The sequence below is a fragment of the Methanomicrobium mobile BP genome, from assembly GCF_000711215.1.
Classification (GTDB): Archaea; Halobacteriota; Methanomicrobia; order Methanomicrobiales; family Methanomicrobiaceae; genus Methanomicrobium; species Methanomicrobium mobile.
The window spans coordinates 30441-42880 of record NZ_JOMF01000008.1; the positions used below are offsets into that span (position 1 = coordinate 30441).

The 12440-nt window shown below is 51.8% G+C and carries 20 protein-coding genes and 3 tRNA genes; 18 read left to right on the top strand and 5 right to left on the bottom strand.

Annotation, left to right across the window (positions count from 1 at the left end):
- The first annotated feature begins 64 nt into the window (after positions 1-64).
- Complete coding sequence (locus tag T502_RS06735; RefSeq protein ID WP_052359245.1) at positions 65-808, top strand: DNA alkylation repair protein; 744 nt, start codon at positions 65-67, stop codon at positions 806-808.
- A 47-nt stretch (positions 809-855) separates the two neighbouring features.
- On the opposite strand, the gene T502_RS06740 is transcribed toward T502_RS06735, so the two are convergent.
- From T502_RS06740 to T502_RS06750, 3 genes are all read right to left on the bottom strand, one after another.
- A tRNA-Gly gene (locus T502_RS06740) sits at positions 856-927 on the bottom strand.
- 45 nt (positions 928-972) lie between these two features.
- Positions 973-1044: transfer RNA gene (locus T502_RS06745), tRNA-Gly, on the bottom strand.
- 183 nt (positions 1045-1227) lie between these two features.
- Positions 1228-1311, bottom strand: a tRNA-Leu gene (locus tag T502_RS06750).
- Between the two features lie 319 nt (positions 1312-1630).
- Here T502_RS06750 and T502_RS06755 point away from each other — a divergent pair.
- The 14 genes from T502_RS06755 to T502_RS06820 all read left to right on the top strand — a co-directional run bounded on the left by T502_RS06755 (position 1631) and on the right by T502_RS06820 (position 9068).
- Positions 1631-2119, top strand: coding sequence for a hypothetical protein (locus tag T502_RS06755; RefSeq protein ID WP_042706435.1), 489 nt, complete (start codon positions 1631-1633; stop codon positions 2117-2119).
- On the top strand, positions 2116-2424 hold the full coding sequence (locus tag T502_RS06760; RefSeq protein ID WP_052359227.1) for a DUF2109 domain-containing protein: 309 nt from the start codon (positions 2116-2118) through the stop codon (positions 2422-2424). Before T502_RS06755 ends, T502_RS06760 begins: the two co-directional genes overlap by 4 nt.
- The gene (locus T502_RS06765; RefSeq protein ID WP_042706436.1) at positions 2421-2651 is read left to right on the top strand and encodes a DUF2108 domain-containing protein; all 231 of its coding nucleotides are present in this window, start codon (positions 2421-2423) and stop codon (positions 2649-2651) included. Before T502_RS06760 ends, T502_RS06765 begins: the two co-directional genes overlap by 4 nt.
- Entirely contained in the window at positions 2648-2899 is a 252-nt protein-coding gene (locus T502_RS06770; RefSeq protein ID WP_042706437.1) for a DUF2107 family protein, read from the top strand. Before T502_RS06765 ends, T502_RS06770 begins: the two co-directional genes overlap by 4 nt.
- Positions 2890-3354, top strand: a complete 465-nt coding sequence (locus tag T502_RS06775; RefSeq protein WP_042706438.1) for a DUF2106 family protein — start codon at positions 2890-2892, stop codon at positions 3352-3354. Before T502_RS06770 ends, T502_RS06775 begins: the two co-directional genes overlap by 10 nt.
- Positions 3351-4097 (top strand): EhaG family protein, encoded by a 747-nt coding sequence (locus T502_RS06780; RefSeq protein ID WP_157197490.1) that lies wholly within the window; start codon positions 3351-3353, stop codon positions 4095-4097. Before T502_RS06775 ends, T502_RS06780 begins: the two co-directional genes overlap by 4 nt.
- Positions 4090-4812, top strand: a complete 723-nt coding sequence (locus T502_RS06785; RefSeq protein ID WP_342665774.1) for a hypothetical protein — start codon at positions 4090-4092, stop codon at positions 4810-4812. Before T502_RS06780 ends, T502_RS06785 begins: the two co-directional genes overlap by 8 nt.
- Before the next feature lie 88 nt (positions 4813-4900).
- A complete protein-coding gene (locus T502_RS06790) occupies positions 4901-5131 on the top strand; it encodes a hypothetical protein (RefSeq protein ID WP_042706439.1) in 231 nt (76 codons plus the stop codon).
- 25 nt (positions 5132-5156) lie between these two features.
- The gene (locus T502_RS06795) at positions 5157-6008 is read left to right on the top strand and encodes a respiratory chain complex I subunit 1 family protein (RefSeq protein ID WP_042706541.1); all 852 of its coding nucleotides are present in this window, start codon (positions 5157-5159) and stop codon (positions 6006-6008) included.
- A complete protein-coding gene (locus T502_RS06800; protein ID WP_042706440.1) occupies positions 6008-6343 on the top strand; it encodes a hypothetical protein in 336 nt (111 codons plus the stop codon). Before T502_RS06795 ends, T502_RS06800 begins: the two co-directional genes overlap by 1 nt.
- A complete protein-coding gene (locus T502_RS06805) occupies positions 6343-6819 on the top strand; it encodes a hypothetical protein (protein ID WP_042706441.1) in 477 nt (158 codons plus the stop codon). The genes T502_RS06800 and T502_RS06805 overlap by 1 nt, the downstream gene beginning before the upstream one ends.
- On the top strand, positions 6816-7316 hold the full coding sequence (locus tag T502_RS06810; RefSeq protein ID WP_042706442.1) for an NADH-quinone oxidoreductase subunit B family protein: 501 nt from the start codon (positions 6816-6818) through the stop codon (positions 7314-7316). Before T502_RS06805 ends, T502_RS06810 begins: the two co-directional genes overlap by 4 nt.
- Positions 7313-8407, top strand: coding sequence for a hydrogenase large subunit (locus T502_RS06815; protein WP_042706443.1), 1095 nt, complete (start codon positions 7313-7315; stop codon positions 8405-8407). Before T502_RS06810 ends, T502_RS06815 begins: the two co-directional genes overlap by 4 nt.
- A 64-nt stretch (positions 8408-8471) precedes the next feature.
- Entirely contained in the window at positions 8472-9068 is a 597-nt protein-coding gene (locus T502_RS06820; RefSeq protein WP_042706444.1) for a 4Fe-4S binding protein, read from the top strand.
- A 141-nt stretch (positions 9069-9209) separates the two neighbouring features.
- On the opposite strand, the gene T502_RS06825 is transcribed toward T502_RS06820, so the two are convergent.
- Positions 9210-9530, bottom strand: coding sequence for a hypothetical protein (locus T502_RS06825; RefSeq protein WP_052359228.1), 321 nt, complete (start codon positions 9528-9530; stop codon positions 9210-9212).
- Positions 9531-9626: 96 nt separating this feature from the next.
- Here T502_RS06825 and T502_RS06830 point away from each other — a divergent pair, with 96 nt between their 5' ends.
- The gene (locus T502_RS06830; RefSeq protein WP_042706445.1) at positions 9627-10379 is read left to right on the top strand and encodes a coenzyme F420-0:L-glutamate ligase; all 753 of its coding nucleotides are present in this window, start codon (positions 9627-9629) and stop codon (positions 10377-10379) included.
- Between the two features lie 261 nt (positions 10380-10640).
- Here T502_RS06830 and T502_RS06835 read toward each other — a convergent pair whose 3' ends face one another.
- Positions 10641-10802, bottom strand: coding sequence for a preprotein translocase subunit Sec61beta (locus T502_RS06835; RefSeq protein ID WP_042706446.1), 162 nt, complete (start codon positions 10800-10802; stop codon positions 10641-10643).
- Positions 10803-10888: 86 nt separating this feature from the next.
- On the opposite strand from T502_RS06835, the gene T502_RS06840 reads away from it, so the two are divergent.
- Both T502_RS06840 and T502_RS06845 read left to right on the top strand, forming a co-directional pair.
- The gene (locus T502_RS06840) at positions 10889-11932 is read left to right on the top strand and encodes an amidohydrolase family protein (RefSeq protein ID WP_042706447.1); all 1044 of its coding nucleotides are present in this window, start codon (positions 10889-10891) and stop codon (positions 11930-11932) included.
- A gap of 58 nt (positions 11933-11990) precedes the next feature.
- Positions 11991-12422, top strand: a complete 432-nt coding sequence (locus tag T502_RS06845) for a universal stress protein (protein ID WP_042706448.1) — start codon at positions 11991-11993, stop codon at positions 12420-12422.
- Positions 12423-12440: the final 18 nt, after the last annotated feature.

Below are 12440 nucleotides of genomic sequence, written 5' to 3' on the forward strand. Positions count from 1 at the left end.
ATCTAAAGTTGGCTTGCCGCAGATAAAAAAACATATCTTGTTTTTTGCCGTTCTTATCTGTATAATGAATAAAATCAATAATACGGATAAATCGGCCTCAAAGATAACAGCGGAAATCACGGATGATATCCTGAAACATTCGACACCCGGGTTTGAAAGGGTACAGGCGCGTTTCTTTAAGGAAGAAATAAAAATACGCGGCACGAGATCCGAGGACGTCAAAAAAATAACGCAGAAACACTGGAAAAATATCAAAAATCTCGGCAAAGAAGAGATACTCGCAATCTGCGAGGAACTCTATAAGACAGGATACCTCGAAGAAACCCTCGCAGCCCCGGGATTCCTCTCGAAACTTCAAAAAGAATACACCGCCGGAGACATCCGCCGTTTCGAACACCTCATAGACCGCTACATCAAAAACTGGGCAGCCTGCGACGGATTCTGCACACGCGTGATGGGCGATTACCTCGAAAAATACTCCGAAAACCTGCCGGTTCTCAAAGAATGGGCACACTCCGAAAACCTCTGGCTCAGGCGTGCCGCGGCGGTATCCCTGATTAAACCCGCAAGAAAAGGGAAATACCTTGAAGAAGCCTTAGGAATCGCCGACATCCTCCTCCGCGACGGCGAAGACATGGTGCAGAAAGGCTACGGCTGGCTCTTAAAGGAGGAAAGCCGCCGGCACACGCGGGAAGTCCTTGACTATGTCGTAAGGAACAAGAAAGAAATGCCGCGAACCGCCCTGCGATACGCAATCGAACTCATGCCGAAAGCAATGAAAGAAGAGGCAATGAAGAAGGACTTCTGAAAAGCACAAAAACACGGATTTTGAAAAACACGGAATAAAGCACGGTATGCGCCGACCGGGAATCGAACCCGGATTTGAGCGTTGGGAACGCTCAGTGATAACCGCTACACTACCGGCGCAGAAATACTGCCTCCGCTATCGGACTTAAACTCTAAAAACGAAGATGCACCGACCGGGACTCGAACCCGAGTTTAGGCGTTGGCAACGCCTAGTGATAACCACTACACTATCGGTGCACTGTGATGCATTCCACACACGTGGTGCTCTACAATATACGCATTTTTCAGTTATAAACATTTTGAAACGCTGTCAGCCGCACTTATGACACGCTTCGTATGCACCCGGGACACTCCTGTCCGCCGTCACCGTCACCCGTTCAACCCCTAAAAACACGACATCTTAAAAAGTGCGGTAAAAAGTGCGAGGCGCAGGATTCGAACCTGCGAACTACTGAAGACCGGACCCTAAATCCGGCGCCTTTGACCGGGCTCGGCAAGCCTCGCAAAAACAACGAAAGCAACTCTCACGCCGGCGGATTGCAGGCATATTGCGGGCAGATTCCGTCCGGAAGAATGTGCGGAATAGTTTTGTCTTTAAACAATAATTAAGTCATTGGATAAATCGGATATAATAGCGAACTTATTAAAAACAGGACATGACTAATTATTAATAACCAACTTAATAACCAACTTAATAACCAACTCAATAACCAACTTCTCTCGGAACATTTTCCTAAAAATACTTGAAAATGTGGCATTTCCAAAACCTTTATGGTAAATTCGAAGAGAAGAGTTAACATTGTAAACTTGACGGGTCACGAACATGCTCACCGAAATCGCACAGATAATCATCGCTTTTGCCGTCTCATTCATCCTTTACGTAACAATCGATGTACTGGCGGGTCTTCCGAAAGAAGGCGGCGTCTGCGGGGCTGCGGCAATCGGCGAGGCCGTGGAGAAGAGCGGCGGCGACATCCACGGCGGATACATGCTCGGAAACATCGTCTGCTCGCCTGATGCCTCGGCGGGAACCCTGCTTGCCGCCTGCGGAGTCTGCCTCTTCGGACTCTGGGGAGGACTCATCGCCGCGGTCTTCGTCTATATCGGCAACCGAATCTGCAGCGACAAAGGCTATGCGGGAACCGCGGGTGCACTCGTCGCGACTTTGGTCATCTGGGGACTTGCGAATGCGGGACTCATCGCTCCGCAGTCCTTCATCGCCGGCATGGTCCTTGCAATACTCGTCATTCAAGGAATATCGCATAAATACGCAAGCAGACTGCTTGGAAAACTCTGGAGACTGAGAGCATGATCCCCGAAATCACGGAACTGTCCCTGCCGGCACTCATCTGCGCAGTCGCGGCGCTCTACTCCTGCATAAGAATAGTCCTCGAGAAGAACACCCTCAGGAAACTGCCGTTCTTAAACGTCCTCACCTTCGCGGTCACGGGCATAATCGTCCTGATATGCCCGACACCGCTCGGGATAGCGGCGGCATGCGCATACTTCATAGGCTCCACGCTCGAATCCAACGCAATCGCAAGCACATGGGCAAAACGCGCCGAAAAAGAGAAGAAGGACGCGCAGGAGAAGGCTGACGGGGAGGCGGCACAATGAACGGCATACTCATCGTCATACTCGCCGCAGCCGTACTCATCGGCACATTCGGGGCGGCAATCTCCAAAAATCCCTTTGACAAACTGATATACCTGTCAATGATCTTTGCCGGAGCGCTCCCCTTCATAATCGAAAAAGGCTACCTCGACATGGCAATCGCCGCCGCCGTCATAGTGCCCGTGACCACAATCATCACGCTTCAGGCAGTCTGGAGGTGCAGGGAATGACACCCGTATTCCTGCTTGGAATGATTCTTCTGATAATCGGTGCGGCAGCGGTCGCATTCCCGACTAAGAAGACTTACCTTACCCGTCTCATCAACCTTGAGATAGCCGAGTTCGGACTCCTGCTCGTCATGCTGGACTACGACGAGACGCTCGCGCTCATAACCTTCCTCACGGTATCGGCGGTAAGCACCTTCATCTTCGTCCGCGTCCTCGAAAAGAAGGAATGCGAAAGGAGGGGATGCAATTGATAATACGTAAGGTATCCCGCATACTTCAGAACCACAACAATCTGACTGCGGTCTACGCCCTCGTGGTCATAATAGTCGCGGCAATCGGGCTGATAAGCATAGCCGCGGGTGAGATAACCTTCGAGAAAGACCAGCTCTATCCCAAGACAATAAACCCCGACAGCCCGCTCAACCCCTACGACCGCGGCGGCTCGCCCTTCGTGCCCGCGGATATAAAGGCGCAATACCCGGGCAACTTCCCCGCAATCGGCTACATAACGGGATACCTATCGCCCTTTGCGACGGCGCTAATAAAGATCTCGCCCTACTTCGGAACGACCATAGTCGCACACCCTGGCGGCATCCTCGACGAGATACTCTACGCCACGAGAGGTCTGGACACCATAGTCGAGACAAGCATCCTCTTTGTCGCCTTTACCACCGCAATGTTCCTCTTCAGGAGGGATGAAGAATGATTGCGGCAATCTCCGCATTTGCGGCAACGGCAACGGCGATAACGACGTCAGCAACGGGAACGGCGGGAACCCTGACATCGTTAACCGTCGGAGAGATTGAACTCTTCGGTCTTTCGAATTTCACGATAGGACTCGTCGGCGCAATCATCTGCATCTTCATAAGTTTCTATGCCCTGATGCGCGAGAAGGACGACCTGCACAGGCTCCTCCTCACCGACCTCATCGAGGTCATAGCCCTCATAGCAATCGCCCTCCTCGGAACCGACCTTGCCGAAGCCCTCATACTCCCGGGTCTCGTCGTCGGAGTCGCGGAACTCACGGCAATGTCTCAGATATACATCGTCAAGGAGAAACTCGTCCGCGAACCCGAGAGCTACCTCGACATCGAGGTAATGCACACGGCACCGGCAATAATCGCCGTCGGAATGCTCATCTACGGCATAATCCTCTCGGGATTCACCGGCGGCGCCGTCGCCGGTCTGGGCATGCTCTTCTACTTCGCATGCAAAGGAACCGAAGAGAAGACCGAGATCCTCGAGAAAGTCAGCGGCTACGCATGGGTCATGTGGGTCGTCGCCTTCATCGTCTTCATGACACTGCCGGCATACTGGTTCTTCGCACTCATGCTTGCGGGAACGGGCATACTCGCCAAAGTGGCAATCAAGATCTCGATACTCGGAACAATGAGAAAGAACGACGGCAGCGGCGGCAGAAGAAGCATGGGAGGTAACGGCAATGTATGAAGCAATGACCGCCTCCGTGACCGCTTCCATGCCCGTATCCGAATCGGCATACGGGTTCACGCAGACGGATATCGAGGGACAGGCACTCTTCAGCCTGCCCTTCGGCGACATAGTCAACTTCCTCACGCCGTACACGGCAGTGCTCTTCGTATTTGCGCTGACGTTCACGATAATCGCGCTCATATCAAAGCCCGAACGTCAGGTCGACACGGTGATGGGCGGCGACGCCTACTACACCAAGGACATATCGCGCGAGACCCTGAGATTCCAGCGCTTCATGGCAATCGCCTGCGGACTTGCGACCATGGGCGGAATAATGGCGGGAGACGTCTTCAACTTCACGCTCTTCACCGCCTTCATTGGAATAACGAATATCGGAATAGTCGCGGCGGTAAAGAACAAACACATCCTCGACAACGCCTTTGAATACGGACTTCTCGCAATGATAGGCACCCTGCCGCTCTTCGTCGGCGCAGCCCTCGTCCTTGCGACGACGGGAACGCTCTCGATGTGGATACTCTTCACCCCCGAAGTCGCCGTCCCGCTCTTTGCGAAACTCCTCCTCGTAATCGGAGTCATCGCCGAAGGAATGGCACCCGTATTCGTGGCAAAAGCCGAGATCACCCGTGCCCCGGGCGCACCCTACATCCTCATGGTCCATGTCAGCTCGCTCCTGATATTCCTGAGGGTAATCGAGATAGTAATCTCCATGTGAGGATAAAACGGTGAGAATAAGACATTGATGAAAAACGGTGAATAAACGACGGTGAATAAGACTGTGAATAAAATACGGTGATAAAAAGATGATTCGAAAAGAAACCGAAAAGAAGATCTCTAAAGATCAGGCAAAGGCGGCTGCATTAATATCGGCGATCATCTGCATCACGGCATCGGCGCTTGCATTCACGGGACATATCAACGGCTGGCTGGGAGCGGGAATCGTCGTCGTCGCATTCCCCGTATTTGTATTGTCGCTCTTCACGGCACTGCGCGAATCGACAAAAGACGGAGATTATCCGTTCGTGGGGTATTAAGGAGTAGGAGCGAGATAGCATGATGATTCTTCTGTATATAATATTCGCGGTCATTGTCGGTCTTCTCTTCCACGGAATCCACCGTAAGGTCATAGCCAGAATTCAGACAAGACCCGGACCTCCCATATGGCAGGAATTCCTCCATGTAATGAAGTTCTCCTTCAAACAGACGTGGATACCCAAGACCGCCTCGAAAGTCCTCTTCGTCGCCATCGTCCCCGCCGTCATCGCCATATGGGCGGGAGCGCTCTATGTCCTGTTCACCGGCGGCAGCCTGCTCGTCATATTCGGAGTATACCTGCTCCACAAGATAACCGAGCACGGTCTGGGACTCTCGTCCGGCTCGCCCTACGGCAAGTTAGGGGCAATCCGTTCCGTTCTCTCCGCGGCATCCGAGATACCCCTAATAGCCTCGATTGCGGGCATATACTTCGTCACGGGCTCGCTAATGATAAGCGACATCGTCGCATATCAGGCGGATCACGGAATCCTCCTCATAACCGCACTTCCCATAGCCCTTGCAATGTATGTCATCATACTCTCCAAAGTCCCCTACAGCCCCTTCGGCATAATCGAGGCGAAAGAGATAGTCAGCGGCAACAAAACCGAGCATTTCGGCGCATTCAGGGCGGGGCTCGAAGTCGGTTTCGCACTCAAGACCTTCGTCCTTCTCGCGGTCTTCGTAACCCTCTTCATAGGCGCAATGCCCTTCTGGATGCTCCTTATAGCTTCACTGATACTGCTCCTCACAATGTCCTTCATCTGCGCCTTAACGCCGATGCTGTCGCCGTATGACGCCGTGACAATCCAGATAGGGGTAATAATCATAGTGATAATCTACATGGCTTTCATCGCATTCGCGGGAGGTATGCCGTAATGGAAATCGAAAAGCGACTTAAAATTCAGCATGCGGCAGTTCTCTGCTTTGCCGTCTACGCACTCATCCTCGTATGGCAGTGCGCCGAAAAGACCTCGACGGCACTGAGCGTCTCAATCCTAATCGTCATCTTCGCCGTCACCGCAGGCATTCTCATGACGGGGACGGGCACAAAGGACACGGCGAACGGAAAGAACGGTGCGGACGGAGACGTTGCCGCATACGAAAAGAGAGAACATGCCGTTCATGTCGGCGAGATGGCTCTGGTATGGCTCTGCATACTGCTCTTCTTCGCATACGGCATATATTACGTATTCATCGCGGGGGTGATGTGATGCCCGACTTCGTCTACGAAAAGAACCTCTGCGGCATGAAACTCAATGTTCTTGCCTGCCCGAATCAGGACGCATGCACGGCGGCGATAGCGGAGATTATCGGCGTCGGCAAACAGGTGCTGCGCAGATTCCTCATCGAACAGCTGGACATGGCATACCTCGAGAACATCCCCGCAAGATACGACTCGTGGCGGAAATTCTACGCGGAGAATAAAACCGATAAACTGCCGATAGCGGCGCTATTCACCGATTATCTCCCCGTGCAGACGCCGGAGATGGCAAAAGTTCAGGGCAGGTATGCCGCACTCATAAGGTCGGGAACCGCAAAAGAGGATGCCGAAAAGGAATGCATAAGCCTTATCGCCGCAATCGTCTCCGACGCGGGCAACCAGCACCATACCGCCGGAAAATCGAATCTGACGAAGAATTCGGCACCGAGATACACGGCGCCGGAAAGGACGGGAGGTCAGGAATGAGCATAATTCAGTCAATAAAAAACAAGGTAAGACAGCGTTCAATCCATGTCTGCTACGTAAACGTCGGTTCATGCAACGGCTGCGATATCGAGATTCTGGCATGCCTTGCACCGCGTTACGATATCGAGCAGTACGGAATCTATGTCCACAACAACCCGCGTGAAGCCGATATTCTCCTGATCACCGGCGCCTTCACCGAGCAGTGGGAGGACAAACTCAAGCACCTCTGGGACCTCATCCCCGAACCCAAAGCCGCGATTACAATCGGCAACTGCCCCGTATCGGGCTGCGCCTACAACCGCCGCGGCGCAAGAATAGACCCGCCGGTCTCAAAGCATATCCCCGTCGCCGCCAACATCCCCGGCTGTCCGCCGCGCCCGACCGAGATAATCGGCACCATACTCGAGCTGGCGCCGGTCGTCTTCAAGGACTACGAAGAGAAGAAAGCGAAAGAAGCGGCGGAAACCGAGCGCAAGACAAAGGGGGCAAAGAAATGAAGAAAGTCGTCGACGTCTCCCTCCCCATAGGACCCGTCCATCCCTGCTTCAAGGAACCGGCAAGAATCAAGTGTGAGACCATGGGCGAGAAGGTTCTCTCCGCCGAGGTCGAGATGGGCTATGTCAAGAAAGGCATAGAGAAGATAATGGTCGGCAGACCCTGGCAGGAGGTCATGTTCCTTGCCGAAAGAATCTGCGGAATCTGCTCGGTTATTCACAACATGGTCTTCATCGAGACCGTCGAGAGAATAAGCGACATAGAAGTCCCCATTCGCGCACAGTACCTGCGTGTAATCGTCAACGAACTCGACAGGATGCAGTCGCACCTGCTTGCAAACTACTCCTACTGCTACACCATAGAGCACGAGACCCTCGCAATGTATCTCATCAACCTCCGAGAGACCGTCGTCGACCAGCTCGAGCTCATCACCGGCGCCAGAATCACCTGCGCGTATATCATCCCGGGCGGCGTCAGATTCGACCTTCGCGACGAAGACGCGGAGACCTTAAAGGCGGCGCTGGACAAATGCGAGAAGGACATATCGCGGTTTGTGAAGATCTTCGAGGAAGGCCCGCTGATTGCGCTGAGGAGCAAAGACGTGGGCATAATCACGAAAGAAGAGATTATCGCCTCGCAGGCGGCAGGTCCGACTGCACGTGCCAGCGGCGTGGACTTCGATCACCGCCTCAACCATCCGACATATCAGAAACTCGACTTTAAACCGATAGTCCTGAATTCCTGCGACAACTACGCAAGAATCATGCTCCGGTTCAAAGAGCTCTTCCAGAGCATAGAGCTCATCCGCGAATGCCTCAAAAGACTCGAAGGGCTTAAAGGGGAGACAATCCGCGGCGGCGGCGAGGTCGGCGAAGGCGAATTCACGTGGACGGGAGAAGCTCCGAGAGGCGGGCTTACCTATCACGTAAAGACGAACAGATACGGTCATGTGGAGGAGATATCGGTTCAGACACCCTCAATCATGAACATGGATGCCTGTGCGCACTATATGCTCAAAGGCGCGGATTCCGCGGCGGACATCACCGCCGTCTTCATAAGTTCCGACCCGTGCATATCCTGCAACGAGAGGTAAGGAAAGGAATAAGGAGTAAGGAAAAAGGAAGGAGAAAGGAGAAATAAAGTAAGGAGAAAGAAAAATGTTCTCGATAATCTGCTATCTCAAAGAATTTCTGCGGGCGGAGTGGATAAAGAAGTTCCTCTTCGCCAAGACGCCGCCGCTCGTGACACCCCCGCACTACCGCGACTTTCCGCAGCTGACGGGAAAGGAATGCTCGCACGAGCTTCGCTGCATGATGATCTGCCCCGTTCCCGACGCCATCAAGGTCCTTAAAGGCGAAGACGGCAAATGGAGACCGGTCATCTACAAGGGTCACTGCTTAAGATGCGGTCTCTGCGTCGAAGCCTGCCCCGACAATGTCCTTACCTCCGGAAGAATCCTCGAGCAGAACGAGATCGACAGGACGAGCCTTCTGGGAACATATCACCTCGTCATCGACAACAAACTATGCATGAAATGCGGAAACTGCTCGGTCGCCTGCCCGATAAACAAGGAGATAGACCCGCGTCTGGCACATAACGCGACCTCCTCGAACGATGACGTGATAATGCGCATCAAAAACTCGAAACTGACAATCCTGCACCCCGAAAAGTGCACGGGCTGCAAGACCTGCGAGGAGACATGTCCGAACAGGGCAATAAGAGTCTACAGGCGCGTCGAAGCCGTTCAGGACTGAAAAATTATACAAAGCACAACACAATAAAGCAAAACCAAATAAAGAAAAATCGGATAAAGTAAAATCGGATAAAGCAAAACCAAATAAAGCAAACCAAATAAAAATTCTTTTTCAGCGCATTATTTCAACGGAACAATGCTTTCAGGATTCGATGATCTTTGTCATCTTTTTTGAATCGTTTGATTTTTCGGGATTAAGTAGCGTCTGCTTCATCCATTCCGCATACTCTTTGCGTATCTGCTCCCGCTCCTCTTCCGTGAGGTCTTTTCTCTTCTGCGCAGTCAGATACTTCTTAAGCTCGGCAATTATCGACTCGGCAAGGCGATAGTCGGAGACCTCCAGATAGATTGTCGCTCCCGCTACATCGATAATCTCTCCGCACTGGGGACAAAGCCGCTGCGGACTGTATTTATCGACATAGGTAAAGGTCGAACATCCGGGGCACTTGAGTATCAGATACACGATATTTTAGTGGTATACCTTAAATGATATTAATATTCCCCCTGTCGCAAATCGAAAATGATCATTTTTTACGGATTGAGCAAGTATATCCATACTATGAGTATAGAAGTCATTCCCGTAAGAGATCTCCCGATATTTCAGAAAGGGGACTCGTTCGCCGCAGAAATCTGTAAAAAAGCCGAACTTCAGGACGGCGACGTAATATGTCTTGCCTCGGCGGTGTATTCCAAGACAAAGGGATACTTCAGATCCTACGACTCGATAACGCCGGGCAAAAAAGCAATCGAGATAGCGGAGAAATGCGGCGAAGACCCGCGATTCATTCAGGTAGTCCTCGACGACACCGTCGACATCATACAGGAATACCCCTTTGTCCTCTCGCAGGTAAAATGCGGCCATGTGGGGGTCAGAGCCGGCGTCGACAACAGCAACATCGAGATAGGATACATAGTAAGCCTTCCCCCCGACCCCATGAAAGCCGCCGAAGAAGTAAGGGAAGAGTTCAAAGCGATAACGGGAAAGGACATCCGCGTAATCATCACGGACACCTGCGGCAGATCCTTCAGGCGCGGTCAGACCGGCGTTGCCATAGGATGGGCGGGAATGAAAGCCATCTGTGACTTCAGGGGAAAGAAAGACCTCTTCGGACGCGTCCTCGAGATAACCGAGGAAGCCGTCGTCGACGAATTCTCGGCATTCGCCAACTTCATCATGGGAGAGAGCAACGAAGGTATCCCCGCCGTCATCTTCCGCAACTGCCCGCACTGGGAGGGACACGACAACCTTTACTTCACGCCGAAGGAAGACATCACGAGAAAAGCCCTCAAGAAACTCAACAACCTCGAATAACGGCAAAACGAAGGGCAAAACGAAGCAACGGCAAAATAATCGGATAAATAAAAAATAACAAAAAACGGAATCCTAATCAAATAAATAACCGAAAATACCCAAAAAATAACACCGATAATTACCTGAAACAATAACCGAAAATAAACAGAAAATAATGTTAAAAACGTAAAAGCAAAGAAAATATTCAAAATATCGGAAATACCAGACGGTATTCCGATTACTCAACACACTTTTCCTTCCGACTTAAAGAAACTTAAAAGATCAGAAGATATGGTTTAAGACCGCAATGATAATTCCGATTGCCGCCGCAAAAACCAGAACCAGCTTCGGTGAGATATGTAAGGAACGCTTGTCCTCGCTGTCATAATATGTAACAAGACCTGCGGACGAAACCATTCCGCCGCCTTTGTTCTTTACTGCCATGCCTATTATATTGGTTTTCGACATATATAAAATAAAGGCAAGAATAAAATAAAGCAGGAAACAAAGTCAGGCAAAGGATGCGGAGAATGAGAACGGGCGACACATACACAATAGCGGGCAAAGTCTGTCTCGGACGCGAATTGGAACTCGCGGATGCCGAAATCGACGTCGAAAACGGCATCATAAAGAGCATCAACGAGACCGGGAGCGCAGGAGACGCCGCCAAACCCTGGATATTCCCCTGCTTCTTCAACGCACACACCCACCTCGGCGACACCGTCGCCATGGACATCGAGACAAAGCCCGGCATGACCCTCTCCGACCTTGTCGCACCCCCGAACGGACTCAAGCACAGAATCTTAAGCGAAACGCCGTCGGAAACCCTCATCGACGCAATCACGCAGAGCCTGAAGTTCATGAAGAGGAGCGCGACCGCGGGATTCTGCGACTTCCGCGAAGGCGGAAAAGAAGGCGTAAACGCGCTCAAGACCGCACTCGACAACTCCGGCACCGGACTCAAAGCCATCATACTCGGACGAAACGGCGGGGAGACGGTCGCGGACGGCATAGGAATCTCGAGCACGAAAGAAGGGGAGCAGGTCCTTGAGTTTGCCGCCGAAACCAGAAAACGCGGCGGATTCGTCGCGTTCCACGCCGGCGAAAAGGACACGCGCGACGTCGACGCCGCAATCGATGCGCAGCCCGACCTCCTCATACACATGACGCACGCCACCGACTCGCAGCTCAGACGCTGTGCGGACCTGGGAATCCCCATCGCCGTCTGCCCGCGTTCCAATCACATACTCGGTCAGAGCACCTCAAACGAGCACCCGCCGATAAGAAAAATGCTCGATATCGGCTGCGAAATCCTTCTGGGCACGGACAACGTCATGTTCGTCCAGCCCGACATGTTTGCGGAGATGGCCTTCGTCAGCTACGCATACGGTCTCACCCCCGACGAGATACTCAAGATGGCAGTCGCCGGCTCAAAACTTATTAACAACCCCTTTTTCATCGAAGAAGGCAACATTGCCGCCTTTTACACAATAAACCCCGAGACCTCCAATCTGCGCTTCAGCAGATCTCCGAAAAAATCCGTCGTAAATCGCGGCGTTTTTCCGGAATTTTAGAGAACAATTTTATGCAACAAAAAATAAAATTGTTCAGTCAATTTTAGGGAGGTATTAGATGTTCACCAATATTCTCGTAGCAATTGATGGTTCGGAATCAGGCAAAAAAGCATTCGAAGCCGCACTCGGAGAAGCAAAAGCATACCCGGGGGCAACGGTAAATGCAATCTACGTCGTCGAAAACGGGGGCTTAGACGACCTGCCGCCTGACAACGACAAAGAAACACTTTACAACAGATTCGAATCAATAGGCAGAGAGATTCTTTCGGGCTATGAAAAGACCGCGGAATCTCAAAACGCCAAATTCAATGCCGTGATCAGATACGGTCACGCAGGCAAAGAAATAACAAAATATGCCGAAGAACTCGGTGCTGACCTGATCATCATGGGCTCTACCGGCAAAAGCAACATTGAAAAATTATTACTCGGCAGTGTCACGGAATTTGTCATCCGTCACAGCAACGTATCAACCCTGGTGGTGAGATTATAGAAGAAAAATTAGTCAGAG